Source organism: Micromonospora sp. NPDC000668, assembly GCF_042897975.1.
In the GTDB taxonomy this organism is placed as follows: domain Bacteria; phylum Actinomycetota; class Actinomycetes; order Mycobacteriales; family Micromonosporaceae; genus Micromonospora.
The window spans coordinates 315,130-336,834 of the sequence record NZ_JBIAYP010000002.1; the positions used below are offsets into that span (position 1 = coordinate 315,130).

Consider the following 21,705-nt stretch of genomic DNA (forward strand, 5'->3'; position numbering starts at 1 on the left):
ACCGGTCAGCCCGGTGGCACCGACGTCCACGGCGGCGGGTAGGACGGTTCGACGTGGACGCGAACCGGGTCCGGCAACCGGGCCACCCACCAGGCCAGCAGCAGGCCGGGCACGGTGGCCAACCCGGCCAGCAGCAACGCCACCCGACCTCGCTCCGGAGCGCCGTACAACCAGCCGGTCAACGGCAGGCCGACGAGAATCAGGGTGAGCAGGAACCCGCCGGCCACCCGGGCGGTCCACCGACGGGTCCCACCCGCGTACCACGCGGAGCCCAGCATGACGATCGCCGTCAGCGCACCCAGTGGCAGCACGGCCATCAACACCGCCAGCACCGTGCCGAGATCATCGCTGCGGGGCCAGACCGCCGCCAGGGCCACCACGACGAAGGACATCGACAGCGCACCGGCGATGCCGGGCCAGAAGGGGCCGCCGCGGCGGCGGACGGTCAGGTGGGCGGCGACGACGGTAACCAGGAACCCGAGGGTGAGCGCCACCGCGACGACAAGCAGCACGTCGGTCTGCCGCTGACCCGGCCCGCCATCCTCCAGCGCCGGCAGACCCCTCCAGTACGTTCCCTGTGGACCCTCCTGCCCGAGGAAGCCGTCGCGCCGCCATTCGCCGTCCGGCAGGCGGCGCAGGAAGCCGTCCCGGCCGTTGGCGACCAGCACCCCGTGACCACCGTTGACGGTGGGATAGACGATCAGCTCGCGGGAAGCGAAGTGCCGTTGGATGTCACCCGGGTTCGGGAACCGGCGGGCCAGCTCCTCACGCCGCCCGTCCGACACCTCCCAGGCGGCCCGCCAGCTCACACCGGCGTCGTCGCTCTGCTCCACCCGCAGCTGACCCGCGACCACCCGGTAGCACCGCCGCGGCTCGGCCGGCACGCACGCCTGCCGGTTCGGATCGTCGAGGTCGGACAGTCGCGGCTGCTCGGCCTCCGTGGCGAGCCGCCAGGTGGTCGCGCCGTCGTCGCTGACCGCCCACTGCCCGTCCGCCGCACGCTGCGGCCAGGACGTGCCACCCGAGCCGACCGAGATCGCCGGACGGTCGTCAAGCAGGGTGACGCCGAGGGCGTACGGAAAGTAGGCCGGGCTGGTGGCGGTCACCGCGACCAGCGCCAGCGGCAGCACCACCAGCAGCCGTACCAGCCGGGCCAGCCGGTATCGCACCGGCCGCTCACGGGCCCGCGTCCAGCTCCACCAGGCCAGCGTGAGCGCCGGCAGGGTGAGCAGGTCGGTGGGGTCGGCCCGGACCAGCGACGGCCCGGCCAGCGCGCTCCAGGCCGACGAGGCGACGTCGGCGGCGTACCCGCTGGATTTGACGACCGCGAACCCGGCGCCCACCGCGACCAGCCCGGCCAGCGCGGCGGCCCGGGCCGGCAGTCGCGGCACCAGGAGGGTCAGCAGCACCGCGACCAGTGGGGGCGCGAGCAGCAGGCCGGCGACGTCGCTGAGCTTGCCGGTCAGCAGGCCGGGGAAGGCCGGCTTCAGCAGGTGATCGTTGACCACCAGGACGACCAGGGCGAGCAGCGTCGCCGGGTGGCAGAGCCAGGCCAGCGCCGTGGGTGCGCCGTCGTGCGGTGTCTCGGGACCGCTCATCCCATCAGGGTCGCGTCGGGGCGTCTCGGTCCGGCTACGGAGCGGTCTGCTTCCGATACCGGCGTTCAGCCGGCGTCGGAGGAGTGCCCGGGGAACAGGTGGGCGCTCGGGTCGATGGCCACCGCCGCGTTGTTCACCGCCGTCGCGGCCTCACCGAAGCCCGTCGCGATCAGTCGGACCTTGCCCGGGTACTCGGTGATGTCACCGGCCGCGAAGACCCGGGGCAGGTTCGTCGCCATCGCGCTGTCCACCAGGATGTGCCGGCGGTCCAGCCGCAGCCCCCACTCGGCGAGCGGGCCCAGGTCGGCGGTGAAGCCGAGTGCGGCCACCACGGTGTCCACCGGCAGCGTCTCGGCCGCGCCGCCGCGCACGGTCACCTCGGCACCGGTCACCGTGCCGTCCCCCAACAGCCGGGTGACCTCGGCGTTGACCACCACCCGCACGGGCAGCGACAGCACCCGGGCAACCGTCGAGGCGTGCGCCCGGAACTTCTCGCGTCGATGCACGAGGGTCACCGAGCGGGCCAGCGGTTGCAGCGTCAACGCCCAGTCGAAGGCCGAATCGCCGCCACCGACGATCAGCACGTCCCGGTCGGCCAGCTCGGCCGGCTCGGTGACGAAGTAGACGATCCCCGCCCCGGGAGCGCCGTCGGCGCAGGGCAGCGGCCGAGGGCTGAAGCTGCCCAGCCCGCCGGTGACCACGACGGCGCCGCAGGCCAACTGCTCACCGCCGGCCAGGCCGAGCACCGGCCGGTCGTCGGCGTACGAGAGCTTCTCGGCCCGGGTGCCCAGCAAATACTGCGGCCCGAACGGGGCGGCCTGGGCGACCAGGTTTGCCACCAGGTCGCGGCCCTTGACGGCGGGGAAGCCGGCCACGTCCAGGATCAGCTTCTCCGGGTACATCGCGGTGACCTGTCCGCCGGGCTCCGGCAGCGCGTCGATCACCGCCACCGACAACCCTCGGAACCCGGCGTAGTACGCCGCGAAGAGGCCGGCCGGACCGGCCCCGATCACGGCGATGTCGACCTCGCGCATGGCGTACCGTCGCTTTCCGCTCACGGATCAACGCTTGCTGATCTCGACGGTAGGCGGGTGGCAGCGGTCGGGCAAGCACGTCCCAGGGGCGCGCCGAGGAACCGGTCAGGACAGGCTGAGGGTGGACCCGGAGTAGTCGGGGCCACCGGCGACCGGCCGGCGACGGCGGAACAGGATCGCGGCCACCACCCCGCCCAGCAGCCCGAACAGGTGACCCTGCCAGGAGATCCGCTCGTCGGTGGGAAGGATGCCGACCAGTTGCCAGCCGTAGAGCAGGCCGACCAGCAGGAAGACCGCGAAGTTCCACCAACTGCGCTCGAAGATGCCCCGCGTGAGCAGGATGCCCAGGTACCCGAAGATCACCCCGCTGGCGCCGACCACGACCGAGTTGGGCGAGCCGGTGAACCAGACGCCGAGCCCACTGACCAGGATGATGATCAGGGTCGACCAGAGGAACCTGCGGGCGCCGGCAGCGAGCACGAAGGTGCCCAGCAGGATCAGCGGGATGCTGTTGCTGTAGAGGTGGTCGAAGCCGTGGTGCAGGAACGGGGAGAAGAAGACCCCGTCCAGCCCGTCGATGCGCTTCGGGATGATGCCGGCGGTGGCGTCCAGGCCGAACGCCAGCCCCTGGTCGACGGCCTCGATGAGGAAGAGGAACGGGACCACCGCGCACATCGCGACGAAGGCCCGGCCGAGCGCGGCGTAGAACGCCTCGGTGCCGAACCGGTTGGGGTCGCCGCTTCCAGGGTGCAGGGTCACTCCACAACTGCTATCAGCAAAATGGCTCAGCCGCCACTCGCGTCCCGTCCTGGCGGGCCCGGTACGCGCGATAGCGGGGCGGGTGGTCGCCCACCCTGCCCCGCCATCGACACCGTCAGTAGTGGCCGTTGCTCTGGAAGTAGCCCCAGGCACCGCAGGGCGTGTCGTACCTGCCCTTGATGTAGCCCAGCCCCCACTTGATCTGGGTGGCCGGGTTCGTCCGCCAGTCGTCGGCGACGGTACCCATCTTGCTGCCCGGCAGGGCCTGCGGGATCCCGTACGCACCGGACGAGGAGTTGCTGGCCTTGTGGTTCCAGCCGCTCTCCTTGGTCCAGAGCTTCTCCAGGCACGGGAACTCGGCGATGCCGAAACCCGCCTCGATCATCATGGCGCAGCCGATCTTGCGATTGCCGCTGAACTCGGCGCAGGACGCCGGGATCGGCCCGTCGTACGGCTTGGGGGCGGCGTTCTGGGCCTCCCGCTCGCGCTTGCGGGACGCCGCGGCTGCCTCGGCCTTACGGGCCCGCTCGGCGGCTTCCTTGGCGGCCTGCGCCGCCCGCAGCTTGGCCTGGTACTCGGCAGCCCGCTGCTTGGCGAACTTCACCTGGTGGGCGGACTGCCGCTCGCGCTGGTACGCGAAATCAGCGCGGTCGACCTCGAGGCCGACCTGCGCGGTCAGGCCCTGTTGCTGGGTTTCCCGGTCGTCGCCCAGGTAGAAGCCACCGGCAACGCCCACAGAGAGCAACGCGACAGCAGCCGTACGGGCGCCCAACCGGCTCCACAGCCGACTCACGAAGTGGTCCCTTCGTCGGGGGCAAGGACGCGGCGCGGCGTCGGGCCACAGGAGGGCCGTCAGCCGTACCGCGAGCGCCCCGACCGGTGCCGGTCGCGCCGACGCACCGACCTTCGCCGATGTCCGTCCATCTCGGGACGAACGATCACCAACGATGCCTGTGGTGCGTGGACGCTCGTGGGACACCATCGCGCACAGTGAGGCTGATGGGAAACCAACCGACCCGTTTGTGATCTGCGCCACACAAAAAATGCGGACAAAACCCTATATAAGCACCATCAGAGTGGGATGTCCTCCAACAGATCCGTCACCATCGCTGCGATCGGCGACCGCTCCGAACGGCTGAGCGTGACATGGGCGAAGAGCGGATGGCCCTTGAGCGCCTCGATGACCGCCGTCACGCCGTCATGCCGGCCAACCCGCAGATTGTCCCGCTGGGCCACGTCGTGGGTGAGCACCACCCGTGAGCCCTGCCCGATCCGGGACAGCACGGTCAGCAGGACCCCGCGCTCCAGAGACTGGGCCTCGTCCACGATCACGAAGGCGTCGTGCAGGCTGCGCCCACGGATGTGGGTCAGCGGCAGCACCTCCAGGATGCCCCGCGAGGTGACCTCCTCCAGAACGTTCTCGTGCACCACCGCGCCGAGCGTGTCGAAGACCGCCTGGGCCCACGGCGACATCTTCTCCGACTCCGACCCGGGCAGGTAGCCCAACTCCTGGCCGCCGACGGCGTACAGCGGGCGGAACACGATCACCTTCTTGTGCCGACGGCGCTCCATCACCGCCTCCAGCCCGGCGCAGAGCGCCAATGCCGACTTGCCGGTGCCGGCCCGACCGCCCAGCGAGACGATCCCGATCGACTCGTCGAGCAGCAGGTCGAGGGCGACCCGCTGCTCGGCCGAGCGGCCGTGCAGCCCGAACGCCTCCCGATCACCCCGGACCAACCGCACCGACTTGTCTGGCAACACCCGGCCGAGCGCGGAGCCGCGCGCCGAGTGCAGCACCAGGCCGGTGTGGCAGGGCAGCCCGGCCGCCTCGTCGATGTCGAGCGACTCACCGGCGTACAACCGACCGATCTGCTCCTCACCCAGCTCCAGCTCGGACATCCCGGTCCAGGTCGGATCGCTGGCCTGGCCGTGCCGGTACTCGTCGGCCCGCAGGCCCACCGAGGCGGCCTTGACCCGCAGCGGCATGTCCTTGCTGACCAGGGTGACCTCCCGCCCTTCGGCGGCAAGGTTGAGCGCCACGGAGAGGATGCGGGCGTCGTTGCTCTCGGTGCGGAACCCGGGCGGCAGTACGCCGTCGTCGGTGTGGTTCAGCTCCACCCGCAGCGTGCCGCCGACGTCGTTGGCGGGCACGGGACGATCCAACCGACCGTGCTGGATCCGCAGCTCGTCGAGCATCCGCAGCGACTGTCGGGCGAACCAGCCCAGCTCCGGATGGTGCCGCTTGCCCTCCAACTCGGTGATGACCACCAGTGGCAGCACCACCTCGTGCTCGGCGAACCGGTGGAATGCCGCCGGGTCGGAGAGCAGCACGGACGTGTCCAGGACGAACGCCTGGCCGGCTGGTCGCGGCTCCTTGGGATCGGCCGGCGCGGCGGCCGCCGTACGGCGGCTCCGGGTGGCGCGGCGGGTCGTGGCAGTCGCGGCCGGGGTCTGGTCGGCACCGGCGGTGGTACGGCGAGTCGTCACAGGCCTGCTCCGACGGATGGGCACCCGGCCACCCGTGTTCCGCCTCGTCCGGTGCCCGGAGACACGGGGTCGGATGCGGGCCCCGTGCGCGAGGTCGCAGGTCCGGGCGGGCCGGTTGGCTCGGGAGAACCCCGTGCCATGCCTAGACGCTAGCGGCGGCGGACCGTCCCGGCTAGAGGGCGATCGTGGATCTCCGGGGACGGCCGTGTGAACAGCCCGCCGACCGGGGCGCTGGCCGGCCGGGAGAAGTACGGCCGGGATCGGCGCGGCGAAGCCGGCCGGGATGCATGCCCCCTGCGCGCATCCCGGCCGGCGGGGCCACCGTCACCGGTCTGACGTGGCCCCGACGGTGCGTGTCCGCCGCGGACGACGCACCGCGCTCGTGGTGGCGGTCGGCGGGTCCGCGCTTGACGGCCCGCCGACCGACCTCAGCCGGTCCGTCGGACGAGCGTGCCGGTCGGGTGCCGCCCGGTGATCGGGGCGGCCGGCGCGGTGAACGACGAGCCGGTGTAGGTGGTGCCGGGGCCCACGACAGTGCCGGCCCGGGCGACGGTGCCGGGGCCCGCGCCACTGCCGGCGCGGGCAACGGTGCCGGCGGACCGGACGGCGCCCGTTGGAGAGACCGACAGGGCGGAGGCGATCGCGGCCTGGGCGTCGCGGCGGCGCCGGTTCCAGGCACCCCGGTCGCCGTCGAAGTAGCCCTGCCGGTAGCCGAAGCGGTAGCCGATGCGGTAGCTGAGCTGCCCATGCAGCCGGCCGGCCGCGTAGCTGGTCGCACCGAGCACCAGGACGAGGAAGACCGCGAGGAATGGGCTCATCGGGCGGCTCCGGCCGGCCCCGGACGTCGGGTCATCGCTCCTCCGGCTCGACGGTGGTGGGATCCGCGACCAGCAGCCGGTCCAGGTCGTCGGTGCTGACCTCCTCGACCAGCTCGACGCTGATCCGGCAGCCGTCCACGACGACCTCTGCGACCGAGGAGCGGCGGATCTCGCCGCCCGCGTCGTAGACCCGGACGCTCAGCTCAGGGCAACCGAGATGGGTACGCCAGGAGTTCCACTCGTCGCGGTCGCCGACGCTCAGCGACAGGTAGCGGCAGCCTCGGGCGAGGTAGAGGCGCCAGGGGGCGCTCAGCCCTGCGGCCACTCCCTCGGCGATCAGCCCGAAGGCCTGGGCTCGGGTGGCGAGCTCGGTCACCACACCTCCCAGGCACCGGAGGCGTGACGCATGTGAGCACCAGTCGTCTCATGCACGAGACACACCGTAGATTGTCCCATGAGCGTGACAGTATCAGCTTTTCGGGCGTTTACCGCCACCACTAGGAGCATCTATTCTGCCCGGGTGAGACCCCTCAAGAGCGGCGCTGGATCGTTTACCAGAAATCCGAAGCATCCGTCACGTTCGCGTGACAGCAGCGTGCCAGAGCACGCGCCCACAACCGGGTGGCCGTACCGTCACGGGGTGACCGAGACGGCCAACGCGCGGAAGATCGCCTTCGCCACCTTCGTCCGGCGTGCGCTCGACGAGGCGCGGGCGACCCGGGCCTGGAGCGGCACCGAGGTGTCCCGGCGCACCGGCGTCTCCCGGCAGACCATCAACCGGTGGGTCCGGGGCGACTGGGCCAGTGATCCGGAGGCCGAACGGGTGGTCGCCTTCTGCGAGGGCCTCGGGCTGAATCCGGCCGCCGCCTTCGCCGCGCTCGGCTGGGACCGCACCGCCGCCGGCCCCCGCGCCGGTCAACCGGCACCTCCGATGGACCCGGACGTGGAGGCGTTGCTGCGCCGGCTGGTTGATCCGGACGTATCGGACGCGGAGAAGTTCCACATCCGCGAAACCATCCGTTACCTCGCATACCGACCAACGTTGCCGACCGATGTCCGAAAAAGAGGGAATCAAGCAGGGTAGTTCCTCAGATGGCGAAAGAACGCCTGGTCGGGTTCATTCGTTTGCCTCCGGGGCCGGAACGGGCACGCTAGCGTCCCTATTCGTACTGCTTGGGCTCGTCATCGGCGGGGGGACGGGACAAGGCCGAACCCAGCCCTGCGGGACAAAAGGAGGGGTCTGTCCATGACCCTGAAGTGGTTGGCAGTCGTGGTCGCCACGGTGTCGATGACACTGTGGCTGACCGGCAACGTGGTGACCCTCGCGGTCAACGGCGGGCAGCTTCCAATGCTCGTCAACCTCCTCGCGCTCACCAGCGCCGGCACCGCGGTCATCCTGGCCGTCGTCGCCGAGCTGCACGAGCGGCTGAACGACCGGATCAGCGCACTCACCGAGTTCCTGGTCGCACGGCTCAATGAGATCGAGAACCACACCGGTGATCGCAACACCGGGTTCGTGGAGGGATATCTGCTGAGCCACGGCCAGGATGCTGCGGTGGTGCCGTTCGGCCGCCGCGGACGAGGGGCCGCCGAACGCTGACCACGCGCCGCCGAACGGGTCCGCTCGGCCAGGAATGAGCCCCGATCGCCGGGGTACGCTGACGCGCGTGCCGCCGTTGAATCTGGGCAATCAGCAGCCGAGGACCCCGTTGAACGCCGACCAGGCCTGGCGAACCACCGCCAGCCGGGCCGGGGGGACCGTGCTCTTCTTCGACTTCGACGGCACGCTCGCGCCCGTCGACGACGATCCGACCGCGGTACGCCCCGCTCCCAAGGCGCTGGCCGCCATCGAGGCGCTGGCCCTGGTGGTGCAGCGGGTCGCGATCGTCTCCGCCCGACCGGTCGAGTTCCTCCGGGACCAACTCGGTGGGCTCGCCGGCGTGGATCTCTACGGCCTCTACGGGCTGGAGCACAGCCACTCCGGCGGCGAGACCGTCACGGAACCGGCCGCGCTGCCCTGGGTGCCGACCATGTCGGAGCTGGCCGACCTGGCTCGGGTGGAGCTGCCGCCGGGCACGCTGGTCGAATACAAGCGGCTCTCCGTCGCGCTGCACTGGCGTACCGCGCCGCAGCTCGGGCCGACCGTGCAGCAGTGGGGGCAGGCGCAGGCCGACCGACTGGGGCTGCGGGTGCAGGCCGGGCGGATGGTGCTGGAGCTCAAGCCGCCCGTCGACCGGGACAAGGGCATGGTCATCGGCGAGGTGGTCCGGGATGCCACCGGCGCCTGGTACTTCGGCGACGACGTCTCGGACATCAAGGCGTTCGCCGCGCTGCGCGCCCGGGCCGCCGCCGACCCGGACTTCTTCGGCGTCTGCGTCGCGGTGGCCAACCCGGAGACCGGCCATGAGGTGGCCAACGCCGCCGACCTGACCATCGAGTCCCCGGCCGCTCTGGGTGACTTCCTCACCCGGGCGCTGACCCACCTGCCCTGAGCGGGCCGGCGTCTGAGCGGCGCTGCCCGCTCAGACGCCGTAGCGGCGTTGCCGGGTGGCGTACGAGCGGAGTGCGCGCAGGAAGTCGATATGCCGGAAATCCGGCCAGTTGAGCTCGCAGAAGTAGAACTCCGAGTGCGCGGACTGCCAGAGCATGAAGCCGGACAGGCGCTGCTCGCCGCTGGTGCGGATGACCAGGTCGGGGTCGGGCTGGCCGCGGGTGTAGAGGTGCTCGCTGATGTGCTCGACGTCCAGCACCTCGGCCAACTCCTCGATGGTGCCGCCCGAGGCGGCGTGCTCCAGCAGCAGCGAGCGGACCGCGTCAGTGATCTCCCGCCGGCCGCCGTAGCCCACGGCGATGTTGACCTCCGCGCCGCCGCTGCGCTCCCGGGTGCGCTCCTCGGCGCCCTTGAGCGCCGCCGCGGTCTGCGCGGGCAGCAGATCGAGCGCGCCGACGATGCGCAGCCGCCAGGGGTTGCCCTCCTCGGCCAACTCCACCACCAGATCCTCGATGATCTTCAGCAGCGGGTCCAGCTCGCGGGCCGGCCGGCGGAGGTTGTCCGTGGCCAGCAGGTAGAGCGTGACGTGCCCGATGCCGGCCTGGTCGCACCAGCCGAGGACGTGTTTGATCTTCGCGGCGCCGACCCGGTGCCCGTCGTTCGGGTCGACGAAGCCCATCTCCCTCGCCCACCGGCGGTTGCCGTCGCACATCACCCCGACGTGTCGGGGCACCGGCTTACCCGCGAGCTTCGCCGTGAGCCGGCGCTCGTACACGGAGTAGATAAGGTTCCGCAGCGTCATCACCTAGCAGCGTAGCGACCCGCGGGGCGGATCATCGCCTCGGAGGCCCATCCCCGCCTGGCAGCGCGATGCCGATCATGGCCAGGGTGCGGGCGGTGAGCCGCCCGTCGCCGAGTCCCAGCTCCACCACATCGTCGAACACCCGGTCGTCCCGACGGGCCGCCCGGACCGCCGCGTCGACCACTCGCCGGCGTCGCGCCAACCAGGCTGCCACCGAGCTGTGCCGCAGGTGGGTGCCGAGGCGGCGGCGCAGTCCGTCGGCGTAGCGACGCGCGGCACCCTCGGGTGCGTGAGCCGCCGCCGCCCCGGCCAGCGCGCCGGAGAGCAGCGCGTAGAAGATGCCCTCCCCGGTGAACGGGTTGATCAGCGACAACGCGTCCCCGACCAGCAGGGTGCGGCCCTGCCCCGGTGCGGGCCGATGGGTGGACAGCGGCAGGTGGTGGGCGCGCAGCGCGGTCACCGTGCCGAGGTCGGTGCCGGGCAGCAGCGCGGCCAGCCGATCCAGCAGGTACGCCCGGCTCAGCGGCTCACCGCGCAGCACCTCCCCGTACCCGACGTTCGCCCGCCCGTCGCCGATCGGAAACGACCAGGCGTACGCCGGCCAGCGCGCCTGCGACGTGACGATGACCTGCTCGGACGGGCCGGGCAGCGCCGGCGCGTACCCCCGGATGGCCAGCGCCAGGTGCCGGTCGGGGTTCGCCGGGTGACCGAGTGCCCGGCGCACCACCGACCCGGCGCCGTCCGCGCCCACCACCACCCGGCCGGACAGCTCCCCGTCGAGCACCACCCGGTCGGCACGCGGCTCGACCTGGCGGACGGTGTGCCGGCGCAGCTGCGCGCCGGCAGCCACCGCGGCCGCCACCAGCCGCGCGTCGAAGACCTGCCGGGGCACGGTGTACGCCGGCCGGGGCAGCGCCCGGGCCACCGCGCCACCGCCCGGGGCGATCATGCGCAGCGCGGGCAGCGGGGCGTATCCCGCCACCGCCTCGGTCACGCCCAGTTCGGCGAGCACGTCCACCGAGTGCGCGGCGATCCCGTCGCCGCACGCCTTGTCCCGGGGAAAGTCGGCCCGGTCCAGCAGCAGCACACTGGCACCCGCACGGCGGGCCGTCAGCGCGGCGGCCGCCCCGGCCGGCCCCGCTCCTACCACCACCACATCGAACTCGTCGCTCACCGCGCGCCTCCCTCCCGCCGACGCGGCCCGGCTCTTCCCGCCCCGCCCCCGGCGAGCCGCCTGCGCCGCTCCACGCCGGCCGCTGTGACCGACGCCACCCGCCATCCTGCCCCCTGCCCGCTCGCGTCGACCGGTCCTCAACGGCCCGGCCAGGCCGAATTCCCCATCCCCAATCCCCAATCGCCGCCGCCTACGCCCCGCCCGGCCCCTGCCCCCGCTTGGGTGCCAGGCTGGCCGTGACCAGTCGTGCCCGGGCTTCCGTTGAATCCCCGTCGGTCGGGGCACCTGTCCAGGACCCTGTCGAGCTGCCCCAGATATGGGGCACCGGGACCCAGACGCGCGGGCGCGGGCGCAGGCCAGCCGGTCCATGTGTGGGCAGCTCGAAAGGTCCCACCCGCGTGCACACGCCAGCCCGGTCCAAATCTGGGGCAGCTCGACAGGCCCACACACACAGGCGGCGGTCCTCGCCGCGACCGCTGCCGACATCGCACGCCATCCGTCTCTGAGGCAGAGACAGGACACCCGCACGCGTAGGCCAGTCCGCCTTATCGGAGGCCCGCCGACAGGTGAGTACGGCCAGGTGGAAGGGGTCCAGCCGCATCCGCCGCGCCGCGCACCTGCCAGGCCGAACCGGTACAACCCAGGACTGCGGGGTATCGACCGGGCGCCCCGCGCCGGCTACGTGAGGCCGGGTTCAGGCCGGGTTCAGGCTGGGACGGCGGCGTCGGCGGCGTCGGCGGCGCGGGGCGCTCGCCAAAGTCCGTGCAGCGTCAGCGCGGCGGCGGCGAGCAGCGGGCCGCCGTCCCGGACCAGGCCGTCCACCCCGAGCAGCCACCAGCACAGCGGCAGGTCGACGGCGAGCACAGCCACCGTGACGACGACCAGCAGCCCGCGAGCCCAGTCCTTGCCGCGCATCAGGAACGCGGTGCAGAACAGCACCGCGTAGCTGGCCGCGATGCCGGCGCCGAACCAGAACAGCACGGCCGGCACCGCGGCCAGCCGACCGTCCAGGATGGATCCGCCGGCCATCAACGCCGGCACCAGCATCAGCGGGCTGTAGGTGAACGCCGCGACCCGGCTGGTCAGCAGCCAGGCGCTGGCCTGTGGCCGACGCGGCGGGGTTTCCCGCCAGGAGATGCCGGCTCGGTCGATGACCAGCCGGGGCCGGTGCCGGACGAGGTGACCGGCCAGCGCCGACGAGCGGTAGAGCAGCCAGACCACCGCCGTACAGAGTGCGGCGAGCGCGGCGAAGCCGAGCAACCCGGGCAGCGGAGGCACCCCCTGCCGGGGCACGATCAGCCGGCCGACGGCGAAGATCGTGGTGACGGCGAGGATCAGCCCGAACGGGCGGGCCACGGTCCGGCCCCGGCGGACGTGCCCGATCAGCAACAGGAAGCCGAACGAGCGCAGCATCGCCCAGCCGGTCCGCACCGCCAGCCCGAAGCCCTGCTCCGGGGCGTACCACCAGTTGAGCAGCTCGACCACGACGGTGGCCGCCGCGGTCGTCGCGAGCAGGATGGTGAGCACCCGGACGGCGGACGGCCGCCGGACCTCGGTCTCGGCGGCCGTCCTCATGGGATCTGATGATGCCCGCGACGGGCGATCTTCACACCTACCGTTGCGGCTGCGTGGCGTCCAGGCGGGCCCGCAGCGCGTCCAGCTCGGCCCAGAGCACGCCTGGCAGCTTGTCACCGAACTTCTCGAACCACTCGGTGACAAGCGGCAACTCGTTGCGCCACTCATCCGGGTCGACCTTCAGCGCGATCCGGACGTCCTCCGGGGTCATGTCCAGACCCTCGACGTCCAGTGCGTCCGGGGCCGGGACCATGCCGATCGGCGTTTCCACCGCGTCGGCCCGGCCCTCGATCCGCTCGACGACCCACTTGAGCACCCGGGAGTTCTCGCCGAAGCCCGGCCAGAGGAACGAGCCCTCCGGGTCCTTGCGGAACCAGTTGACGTAGTAGATCTTGGGCAGCTTGGCCTCGTCGCCGTCGGTGCCCTTGCCCATCTCGATCCAGTGCCGGAAGTAGTCACCGGCGTTGTAGCCGATGAACGGCAGCATGGCCATCGGGTCGCGGCGGACCACGCCGACCGCGCCGGACGCGGCGGCGGTGGTCTCCGAGGAGAGCGTCGCCCCCATGTAGACGCCGTGCACCCAGTCGCGCGCCTCGGTCACCAGCGGGATGGTGTCCTTGCGACGGCCGCCGAAGAGGATCGCGTCGATCGGCACGCCGTTCGGGTCGTAGTAGTCGTCTGCCAGGATCGGGCACTGGGTGATCGGGGTGCAGAACCGGCTGTTCGCGTGCGAGGAGAGGCCGTCGCTCTCCGGCGTCCAGTCGTTGCCCTTCCAGTCGATCAGGTGCGCCGGGGGCTCTCCCATGCCCTCCCACCAGATGTCCCCATCGTCGGTGAGGCCGACGTTGGTGAAGATGGAGTTGCCCCGGTCCAGCGTCCGCATCGCGTTGGCGTTGGTCTTCCAGTCGGTGCCCGGCGCGACGCCGAAGAGGCCGTACTCCGGGTTGACCGCGTACAGCCGGCCGTCCTCACCGAACCGCATCCAGGCGATGTCGTCGCCGATGGTCTCGACCTTCCAACCGGGGATGGTCGGCTCCACCATGGCCAGGTTGGTCTTGCCGCAGGCGGAGGGGAACGCGCCCGCGATGTGGTAGACCTTGCCCTCCGGCGAGGTGATCTTGAGGATCAGCATGTGCTCGGCGAGCCAGCCCTCGTCGCGCCCCATCACGCTGGCGATCCGCAGCGAGTAGCACTTCTTGCCGAGCAGCGAGTTGCCGCCGTAGCCGGAGCCGTACGACCAGATCTCGCGGCTCTCGGGGAAGTGCGAGATGTACTTCGTCTCGTTGCACGGCCACGCGACGTCCTGCTGGCCCGGGGCGAGCGGGGCGCCGATCGAGTGCAGCGCGTGCACGAAGTCCGCGTCGTCACCCATCGCCTCGAGGACCCTGGCGCCCATCCGGGTCATGATGCGCATCGAGGCGACCACGTACGGGCTGTCGGTGATCTCGACGCCGAACATCGGGCTCTCGGCCTCGACCGGGCCCATGACGAACGGGATGACGTACATGGTGCGCCCGCGCATCGAGCCGCGGTACAGGTCGGTCATCGTCCGCTTCATCTCGGCCGGCGCCATCCAGTTGTTGGTGGGGCCGGCGTCCGCCTCGTCGACGGAGCAGATGAAGGTGCGTTCCTCGACCCGGGCGACGTCCGTCGGGTCGGTACGCGCGTAGAACGAGTTGGGCTTCTTCTCCGGGTTCAACCGGATCAGGGTCCCGGCCTCGACCAGTTCGTCGGTGAGGCGGCGCCACTCCTCGTCGGACCCGTCCACCCAGACGACGCGGTCGGGGGTGGTCAGTTCCGCGACCTCACGCACCCAGGCGAGTAGTTTCGGATGGGACGTCGGGGCCTGATCGATACCCCGCACAACAGCCGGAGCAACCATGACACATCTCCTTGTGGTCGACGCTGACCGATCTATGGGATGCACGAGTCTCAGCGGCGCGATGCGTCGCCTTCGTGGAAACCTGGGATTGGCCTCAGCGTAAACCGGGCAGCCTTCCGAGTCAGTGGGACAGGTTGTGAAGAACTGCACAAGGTACGGCCACGCTGCGGCATCACGATCTGATACCCGCTTTCCTGCGCAGTTTCACGCAAATCTTGTTGTGCACCCCGGTCGACGCGAGTCGCGGTCCGGCCGTGGACCGGCCCTGCCGACCGGTTGGTTGATTCCCGTTCCGTGGCGCGTCAGTCCTCCGGATTGGTTACGCTGCGTTCAACAGCGGCGCACCCGACGGAGGGTCGGAACCAGTGACGACGCCTGCTCGCCGTTGCTACCCCGCTGACTGGTCAACAGCCGGTAGGCTCGGCCCGTGGCCGCCACAATGACCGGGGAGCAACCGGGTCCCCGGCAGACCAGGCCGGGTCTGGTCCGGGCACTGCTCGACCGTTTCGGTCACCTCGTCCGCGAGTTGAGCAAGTTCGCCACGGTGGGCGGCATCGCCTTCCTCCTCGACTTCGCGCTCTTCAACTACCTGACGACCGCGCGCGGCATGGAGCAGGTGACGGCGAAGACGATCTCCACCGTTATCGCGGCCTCCGTCGCCTTCCTCGGCAACCGGTTCTGGACCTGGCGGCACCGCCAGCGCAACAACCCGGCCCGGGAGTACGCGCTGTTCTTCTTCTTCAACGCCGTCGGCCTCGGCATCGCGGTGGCCTGCCTCGCGATCAGCCGGTACGGACTGGGCAGCATCTGGCCGGCCGTGTTCCAGACGCGGCTGGCCGACAACATCGCCAGCTTCGTCGTCGGCACGGGCCTCGGCACGCTGTTCCGATTCTGGTCCTACCGGCGGTTCGTCTTCGTCGAAGCGGGAACGCGGCCCGTTCCGCAGGTGAAGCACGACCGTGACCACGGGGCGTGACCTGCCGCCCACTCGTTCGGCCGGTGATCGCCGGCTTCACCGACTGACCTAAGGTGTTTCGCATGCGTCTTGTCCGTCTGCTGCCTGAGCGCTGGCAGAAGTTCATCCACGAGGCGCTCAAATTCGGCATCGTCGGCGGCATCAACACCGTCATCAATTACGCGGTGTTCAATGCACTTGCACTCACCGTCTTTGCCGACGGTCAGTTGAAGGCCACCGTGATCGCGACCATCGTCGCCACGATCACGTCGTATCTAATGAATCGCCACTGGACGTACCGGGATCGCCCGAAATCGGCGCTCCGACGGGAGTACGTCCTGTTTTTCCTTTTCAACGCGACCGGCCTGATCATCGAGCTGGGTGTGCTGGCCGCAGCCAAGTACGGGCTCGGCGTGAACAGCCTGCTGGCGCTGAACGTGGCCAAGACGGGCGGCGTCCTGCTGGCCACGCTGTTCCGGTTCTGGTCATACCGGACCTTCGTCTTCCAGCCCATCGAACCAGCCGAGGCCGAGGCGAAGGCCGAGCCCACCTGGCACAGCATTCCGCGTGACGAGTGGGACAACGTGGCCGAGATGGACCCGGTCGCCGAGCTGGCCGAATCCGTCTCCGAGCTGGAGGAGGCGCATTCCGATGAGCGCCCGGCCCCGACACCCAGCCCGAACGGCGCTCCCTCTCAGGGGCGGCCCACGCCGCTGACCGCCGGCCTCACCGCCGACCTGGACGCGGAACTCGCTGCGGAGCTGCATGTCGGCACCCGGCGCACGCCCCGCCGGTGACCGCGCCCACCGCGCGCTCCGGCACCGGAGCCCCCGCAAAGCTGTTCTTCGAGGATCTCGTGCCAGGTCTCACCGTCGACCTCGGCGTGGTCACCGTGGACGGCGACGAGATGGTGGCCTTCGCCCGCCGCTTCGACCCGCAGTGGTACCACGTCGACCCGGAGCTGGCCGGGGCGAGCCGGCACGGCGGGCTGATCGCCAGCGGCTTCTACACGGTCAGCCTGTTCATGCGGGCGTACGTCGACCACCTGCTGTCCCGGGCGGCGGCGGACGCCTCCCCTGGCCTGGAGGAGTTGCGCTGGCTGGCCCCGGTACGTGCCGGGGACCGACTCGCCGTCCGGGTCGACGTGATGGGCGCCCGGCCGTCCACCGCCCGCCCCGGCCTCGGCACCGCCAGCCTCACCGGCACCATGCTCCGCCTCGGCCCGGACGACCGGCCCGAACAGGAGGTGCTGCGGACCCGCTTCCGCGGCTGGTTCGCCCTCCGCCCGACCGAGCCCACACCGGAGAACAACCCGCCCGAGACGGGCGGCCCGGCCGAAACTGGCGCCCTGACCGAGAGCAGGCCGGCGGACTGACCCGCCCCGGCCCGTCGGCCGGGGCGGAAGTGCGTCGGGGTCAGCTCGTGGTGTCGCGGAGCGGCTTGCCCTCGCGCATGTCGGAGAGGATGTCGCGCATCTCCCCATCGCCCAGCGAGTGCTTGTCGTGCTGCGCCTCGACCAGTTCGTACAGCTTGGTCTGCACCCGGCCGACACCTGGGACGTCGGCGAGCACCGACTGGCCCCGCTCTCCGGCGGACTCGATGGTGAGCGTGCCGCAGCCGAGCACCCGCTCAAGGAAACGCTGGTTCATCGAGTGGTCGTTGATCCGGGTGAGCGGGATGTCCCGCCGGTCCCGGGAGAAGACACCCTGCTGGAGCAGCACCCGCTCGTCGGTGAACAGATAGTGCGTGGTGCGCCAGACCAGGAACGGCCACAGCCCGAGCCAGAGTGCCGCGACCAGGGCGATCACCCCGATCACGGCCAGCGCGATCGACCCACCGCCGCTCGAGGGGAGCAGCAGCACGCCGGCCACCACCGCGGCGATGGCGAGCACCAGCACCGCGATCGGCCGGATCAACGCCTTCCAGTGCGGGTGTAGGTGCAGCACGACATGCTCGTCCTCGGTGAGCACGTCTTCGGGGAACGCCACGGCAAACCTCCAACGCAGAAATGACGCGCTGACCGTAAACCCCCCACCCATGTACACAACATCCGCCACGCGGCCCCCATCCCACTCTTCGCGATCTTGCGCCCTCGATCACCGCTACGCGGCTCTCGCCCGTTCTGCCGGAAAGCACCTGCAAGATCGCGAAACGGTGTGGTGCGGGTCAGCGGAGGTGGAGGACGTCGCCTGCGGCCAGGACGCGGTCGCCGGCAGGGGTGGTGATGAGGAGTTGGCCGTCGGCGTCGATGCCGGTGGCGGTGCCGGTCACGTCGTCGCCGTTGGGTAGGAGGACCCGCACCTCGCGGCCGACCGTGGCGCAGGCCGCCAGGTAGGCGTCGCGCAGACCGCTGGCCACGGCATCCCCGCCAGCGGCGCGCCAGCGGTCGTACCAGTCGGCCACCGCCCGGAGCAGCGCCCGGAGCAGCGGGTCCCGGTCGGTGGCCGCCGCGCCGGCCAGTTGCAGCGAGGTGGCCGGCAGCCCGGTCGGGTTCACCGGCAGCTCGTCGGCACGCAGCGTCACGTTGAGCCCGATGCCGAGCACGATGGCGGGCGGCTGGGCCGGTGCGCGCCCGGGAATCCCCTCGGCCAGCACGCCGGCGCACTTCGCGCCGCCGATCAGCAGGTCGTTGGGCCACTTCAGGCTGGCCTCCAGCTCGGCCAGCCGGGCCACCGCCTCGACCAGCGCGACGCCGGCCAGGAGCGGCAGCCAGCCGTACCCCGTCGGTGGCGCCGCCGGCCAGCCGCGGTCCGGCACGGCCTCGCCCGGCCGGAGCAGCACGCTGGTGGCGATCCCGGCCCGCGGCGGCGACTGCCAGACCCGGCCGCGCCGGCCCCGCCCGGCGGTCTGCCGCTCGGCGACCACGACCAGACCCTCCGGCTCGCCGGCCCGCGCCGCCTCGGCCACATCGGCGTTGGTGGAGCCGGTCTCGGCGCGCAGCTCCAGCCGGGCCCACGGGCCGTGCGGCGCGACCAGCGCGCGCCGCAGCCGGGTCACCGACAGCGGCGGGCGGTCCAGATCGGTGTACGGGGAGCCCGGCATTCCGCCAGCCTACGGCGGTGGCCGGACCGGCATTGAGGCGTACTGCACAGCAGCGTCGGCCTGAACCATCGTTATATTCCCTGGGTGACTACCGAGACCGGGACCAACATCCACAGCACCGCGGGCAAGCTGGCGGACCTGGAGCGCCGGGTCGACGAGGCGGTGCACGCCGGATCGGCGCGTGCGGTCGAGAAGCAGCACGCGCGGGGTAAGAAGACCGCCCGTGAGCGGATCGAGATGCTGCTCGACGAGGGCTCCTTCGTCGAGCTGGACGAGCTGGCCCGGCACCGGTCCACGGCCTTCGGGCTGGAGAAGAACCGCCCGTACGGCGATGGCGTGGTCACCGGCTACGGCACGGTGGACGGCCGACAGGTCTGCGTCTTCGCCCAGGACTTCACGGTCTTCGGTGGCTCGCTCGGCGAGGTCTTCGGCGAGAAGATCGTCAAGGTGATGGACCTGGCCATGAAGATCGGCTGCCCGGTGGTCGGCATCAACGACTCCGGCGGGGCGCGCATCCAGGAGGGCGTGGTCTCCCTCGGCCTCTACGGCGAGATCTTCTTCCGCAACGTGCGGGCCTCCGGGGTCATCCCGCAGATCTCGCTGGTGATGGGGCCCTGCGCCGGCGGCGCGGTCTACTCCCCCGCGGTCACCGACTTCACCGTGATGGTCGACCAGACCTCGCACATGTTCATCACCGGCCCGGACGTGATCAAGACGGTGACCGGCGAGGACGTCGGCATGGAGGAGCTGGGCGGAGCCCGCACGCACAACTCGCGCAGCGGCAACGCGCACTACCTCGCCAGCGACGAGGAGGACGCGGTCGACTACGTCAAGGCGCTGCTGTCGTACCTGCCGTCGAACAACCTCGACGAGCCGGTGGTCCTCGATGCCCCTGCCGACCTGGAGATCAGCGACGACGACCGCGAACTGGACACGCTGATCCCGGACTCGGCCAACCAGCCGTACGACATCCACCGGGTGATCGAGCACGTCCTCGACGACGGGGAGTTCCTCGAGGTCCAGCCGCTCTACGCGCAGAACATCGTGGTCGGCTACGGCCGGGTCGAGGGACGACCGGTCGGCGTGGTGGCCAACCAGCCGATGCACTTCGCCGGCACGCTGGACATCGCCGCCTCCGAGAAGGCCGCCCGGTTCGTCCGCACCTGCGACGCGTTCAACGTCCCGGTGCTGACCTTCGTGGACGTGCCCGGCTTCCTGCCCGGCACCGGCCAGGAGTGGGACGGCATCATCCGCCGGGGCGCCAAGCTCATCTACGCGTACGCCGAGGCGACCGTCCCCAAGGTCACTGTGATCACCCGCAAGGCGTACGGCGGGGCGTACGACGTGATGGGCTCCAAGCACCTCGGCGCGGACCTGAACTTCGCCTGGCCGACGGCGCAGATCGCGGTGATGGGCGCGCAGGGCGCGGTGAACATCCTCTACCGCTCCGAGCTGGCCGGTGCCGAGGACCCGGCTGCGGTCCGGGCCGAGAAGATCGCCGAGTACGAGGACACCCTGGCCAACCCGTACGTGGCGGCCGAGCGCGGCTACATCGACTCGGTCATCCCGCCGCACGAGACGCGCACCCAGATCGTCCGGGCGCTACGCGTCCTGCGCACCAAGCGCGAGACCCTGCCCCCGAAGAAGCACGGCAACATCCCCCTCTGAGCGCGACGGGCGCGGATCAAGAACCGGCGTCAGCACGACGGGTTGGCGGCGAGGCACATACGGCGGGCGGCCGTCTCGGCGAGGCGGCTCAGCTCCGGCTCGGTGCCGTCCTCGCCAAGGGTGAGCACCGCGATCAGGTCGCCCACCTGCACCACCGCGATGCTGGTCGACCGGGGTCCACCCCCGATGGCCTTGCCGGTCTTCTGATCGCGGGGCTGCGAGACGGTGTGGCGCAGCAGGGCTGCTCCGTCGCCCGCGAAGCCTCGCTGGACCACCGCCCAGCGGTGCACCGCCTCGCCGGTACCCGTGCTTCCGGCCACCTCGTAGGGCCCGACGCTGCGCCATTCGGCGCAGGGTGCCACCCGCCGGTCGAGGTCGCCGAAGAACGACTCCGCAGCATCCGGCGTCACCCGGTACAGGTCCTGGCTGAGCAGCACATCGGTGGGGGTGAGGGCGGCACCATCAGGGCCTTCCCGCAGCAGGGTCTGCGATCGTGACCAGCGGGACGTCTCCCAGACGGGTGTCATCCCCCGGCTCTGCCGGCAGTAACCCAGCATGTCCTCGATGAGGACCGGCTCCCCCAGCCCTGACTGGCTGAGCTGCACCTGCGCCGGCTGGGCCAGATCGGCCGGCTGCACCAGGGAGTCAGCGGTGATCTCGCCGCGGGCGGGTGCGTCCGGGGAGGCCGAGGCCGCCACCTGAGGCGGTGCCAACTCCCTCCCGCCTGAGGTCACCACGAAGGCGGACACGCCCGCGAGCGTCAACACGACCGTCGCCGCCACGACGGCACGTCGGCTGCGTCGCCGGGCCCGCGCCCGGATCTCCTGCGGCTCTGGCCACCGCACATCCCCCAGGTCCCGGTGGACCCGCTCGATGAATGCCAGGTCGTCACGCATCGGTAGCCTCCTCCAGATCAGAGACGGCGAGCAGACCGGCGAGCGCGGCGCGCCCCCGGGAGAGTCGGGCCTTGACCGTGCCGACCGGTGCATCGGTCTCCCGCGCCACCTCGGCGACCGGCATGCCGACCAGGTAGTACAGGGCGATGGCGGTGCGTTGCTCCTCAGGCAGCCGGCGCAGCGCGGCGACCACCTCGACGGTGTCGGTGCCCGGGCCGGGAACGGCTTCGGTGGTGGCCCCGTGCCGCAGGTACGCGCGGGCGCGGCTGCGCAGGCTGCGCCACCGGCTGACCGCTATCCGGCTGGCCACCACCCGCACCCACGCCTCCGGCTCGTCGTACCGGCTGACCGTCGACCAGCGCTGCCACGCCCGGATGTACGCCTCCTGCACGGCGTCCTGCGCCTCGACCCGATCGCCGGTGAGCACGTAGACGAAACCGAGCAGCCGTTGTCGGCTCCCGCGGTAGAACTCGTCGAACCCGTCGACGTCCGGCACCCGCTACCTCCCCGTGTCGGTCGCAGGG

At 71.3% G+C, this 21,705-nt stretch carries 22 protein-coding genes; 7 read left to right on the forward strand and 15 right to left on the reverse strand.

Going from position 1 to position 21,705, the window contains the following annotated elements; genetic code table 11:
• Window positions 1-5: 5 nt before the first annotated feature.
• The 7 genes from ACFY29_RS10865 to ACFY29_RS10895 all read right to left on the reverse strand — a co-directional run bounded on the left by ACFY29_RS10865 (window position 6) and on the right by ACFY29_RS10895 (window position 7,072).
• The gene (locus tag ACFY29_RS10865; protein ID WP_386985140.1) at window positions 6-1,598 is read right to left on the reverse strand and encodes a hypothetical protein; all 1,593 of its coding nucleotides are present in this window, start codon (window positions 1,596-1,598) and stop codon (window positions 6-8) included.
• 65 nt (window positions 1,599-1,663) lie between these two features.
• Window positions 1,664-2,632 carry an NAD(P)/FAD-dependent oxidoreductase gene (locus ACFY29_RS10870; protein WP_328426309.1) on the reverse strand — a complete coding sequence of 323 codons (969 nt, stop codon included), beginning with the start codon at window positions 2,630-2,632 and terminating at the stop codon, window positions 1,664-1,666.
• 105 nt (window positions 2,633-2,737) lie between these two features.
• The gene (locus ACFY29_RS10875) at window positions 2,738-3,391 is read right to left on the reverse strand and encodes a rhomboid family intramembrane serine protease (protein WP_355602508.1); all 654 of its coding nucleotides are present in this window, start codon (window positions 3,389-3,391) and stop codon (window positions 2,738-2,740) included.
• A 115-nt stretch (window positions 3,392-3,506) separates the two neighbouring features.
• Window positions 3,507-4,184 (reverse strand): lytic transglycosylase domain-containing protein, encoded by a 678-nt coding sequence (locus ACFY29_RS10880; protein WP_328423524.1) that lies wholly within the window; start codon window positions 4,182-4,184, stop codon window positions 3,507-3,509.
• A gap of 278 nt (window positions 4,185-4,462) precedes the next feature.
• Window positions 4,463-5,878, reverse strand: coding sequence for a PhoH family protein (locus tag ACFY29_RS10885; RefSeq protein WP_355602506.1), 1,416 nt, complete (start codon window positions 5,876-5,878; stop codon window positions 4,463-4,465).
• 428 nt (window positions 5,879-6,306) lie between these two features.
• Window positions 6,307-6,696, reverse strand: a complete 390-nt coding sequence (locus tag ACFY29_RS10890; protein ID WP_355602504.1) for a hypothetical protein — start codon at window positions 6,694-6,696, stop codon at window positions 6,307-6,309.
• A gap of 31 nt (window positions 6,697-6,727) precedes the next feature.
• Complete coding sequence (locus tag ACFY29_RS10895; RefSeq protein ID WP_386985144.1) at window positions 6,728-7,072, reverse strand: hypothetical protein; 345 nt, start codon at window positions 7,070-7,072, stop codon at window positions 6,728-6,730.
• Window positions 7,073-7,336: 264 nt separating this feature from the next.
• On the opposite strand from ACFY29_RS10895, the gene ACFY29_RS10900 reads away from it, so the two are divergent.
• The 3 genes from ACFY29_RS10900 (at window position 7,337) to otsB (ending at window position 9,188) form a co-directional block, all read left to right on the forward strand.
• The gene (locus ACFY29_RS10900) at window positions 7,337-7,780 is read left to right on the forward strand and encodes an XRE family transcriptional regulator (RefSeq protein ID WP_386985146.1); all 444 of its coding nucleotides are present in this window, start codon (window positions 7,337-7,339) and stop codon (window positions 7,778-7,780) included.
• Between the two features lie 162 nt (window positions 7,781-7,942).
• The gene (locus ACFY29_RS10905; RefSeq protein WP_355602500.1) at window positions 7,943-8,296 is read left to right on the forward strand and encodes a hypothetical protein; all 354 of its coding nucleotides are present in this window, start codon (window positions 7,943-7,945) and stop codon (window positions 8,294-8,296) included.
• Window positions 8,297-8,363: 67 nt separating this feature from the next.
• Complete coding sequence (gene otsB, locus ACFY29_RS10910; protein ID WP_386985148.1) at window positions 8,364-9,188, forward strand: trehalose-phosphatase; 825 nt, start codon at window positions 8,364-8,366, stop codon at window positions 9,186-9,188.
• Window positions 9,189-9,218: 30 nt separating this feature from the next.
• Here the strand turns inward: otsB and ACFY29_RS10915 are convergent, their stop codons facing one another.
• The 4 genes from ACFY29_RS10915 to ACFY29_RS10930 all read right to left on the reverse strand — a co-directional run bounded on the left by ACFY29_RS10915 (window position 9,219) and on the right by ACFY29_RS10930 (window position 14,620).
• Complete coding sequence (locus tag ACFY29_RS10915) at window positions 9,219-9,989, reverse strand: isoprenyl transferase (RefSeq protein ID WP_328423513.1); 771 nt, start codon at window positions 9,987-9,989, stop codon at window positions 9,219-9,221.
• Window positions 9,990-10,020: 31 nt separating this feature from the next.
• Entirely contained in the window at window positions 10,021-11,268 is a 1,248-nt protein-coding gene (locus ACFY29_RS10920; protein ID WP_386985150.1) for an NAD(P)/FAD-dependent oxidoreductase, read from the reverse strand.
• 600 nt (window positions 11,269-11,868) lie between these two features.
• Window positions 11,869-12,738, reverse strand: coding sequence for a hypothetical protein (locus tag ACFY29_RS10925; protein ID WP_386985152.1), 870 nt, complete (start codon window positions 12,736-12,738; stop codon window positions 11,869-11,871).
• Window positions 12,739-12,775: 37 nt separating this feature from the next.
• On the reverse strand, window positions 12,776-14,620 hold the full coding sequence (locus ACFY29_RS10930; protein WP_355602492.1) for a phosphoenolpyruvate carboxykinase (GTP): 1,845 nt from the start codon (window positions 14,618-14,620) through the stop codon (window positions 12,776-12,778).
• Window positions 14,621-15,059: 439 nt separating this feature from the next.
• Here ACFY29_RS10930 and ACFY29_RS10935 point away from each other — a divergent pair, with 439 nt between their 5' ends.
• From ACFY29_RS10935 to ACFY29_RS10945, 3 genes are all read left to right on the forward strand, one after another.
• Window positions 15,060-15,596, forward strand: coding sequence for a GtrA family protein (locus ACFY29_RS10935; protein WP_386986639.1), 537 nt, complete (start codon window positions 15,060-15,062; stop codon window positions 15,594-15,596).
• Between the two features lie 62 nt (window positions 15,597-15,658).
• Window positions 15,659-16,372: a GtrA family protein gene (locus ACFY29_RS10940; RefSeq protein WP_355602611.1), complete on the forward strand. Its 714-nt coding sequence runs from the start codon at window positions 15,659-15,661 to the stop codon at window positions 16,370-16,372.
• Window positions 16,369-16,950 carry a MaoC/PaaZ C-terminal domain-containing protein gene (locus tag ACFY29_RS10945; RefSeq protein ID WP_386985154.1) on the forward strand — a complete coding sequence of 194 codons (582 nt, stop codon included), beginning with the start codon at window positions 16,369-16,371 and terminating at the stop codon, window positions 16,948-16,950. Before ACFY29_RS10940 ends, ACFY29_RS10945 begins: the two co-directional genes overlap by 4 nt.
• Before the next feature lie 40 nt (window positions 16,951-16,990).
• Here ACFY29_RS10945 and ACFY29_RS10950 read toward each other — a convergent pair whose 3' ends face one another.
• On the reverse strand, window positions 16,991-17,563 hold the full coding sequence (locus tag ACFY29_RS10950) for a PH domain-containing protein (RefSeq protein ID WP_328423497.1): 573 nt from the start codon (window positions 17,561-17,563) through the stop codon (window positions 16,991-16,993).
• 178 nt (window positions 17,564-17,741) lie between these two features.
• Entirely contained in the window at window positions 17,742-18,617 is an 876-nt protein-coding gene (locus tag ACFY29_RS10955; RefSeq protein WP_386985157.1) for a biotin--[acetyl-CoA-carboxylase] ligase, read from the reverse strand.
• 84 nt (window positions 18,618-18,701) lie between these two features.
• Between ACFY29_RS10955 and ACFY29_RS10960 the strand changes: the two genes are divergently transcribed.
• Window positions 18,702-20,285 carry an acyl-CoA carboxylase subunit beta gene (locus tag ACFY29_RS10960; protein WP_386985159.1) on the forward strand — a complete coding sequence of 528 codons (1,584 nt, stop codon included), beginning with the start codon at window positions 18,702-18,704 and terminating at the stop codon, window positions 20,283-20,285.
• Between the two features lie 29 nt (window positions 20,286-20,314).
• Here ACFY29_RS10960 and ACFY29_RS10965 read toward each other — a convergent pair whose 3' ends face one another.
• Entirely contained in the window at window positions 20,315-21,181 is an 867-nt protein-coding gene (locus ACFY29_RS10965) for a hypothetical protein (protein WP_386985160.1), read from the reverse strand.
• Window positions 21,174-21,677: a SigE family RNA polymerase sigma factor gene (locus ACFY29_RS10970; RefSeq protein ID WP_328423489.1), complete on the reverse strand. Its 504-nt coding sequence runs from the start codon at window positions 21,675-21,677 to the stop codon at window positions 21,174-21,176. Before ACFY29_RS10970 ends, ACFY29_RS10965 begins: the two co-directional genes overlap by 8 nt.
• Between the last annotated feature and the right edge of the window lie 28 nt (window positions 21,678-21,705).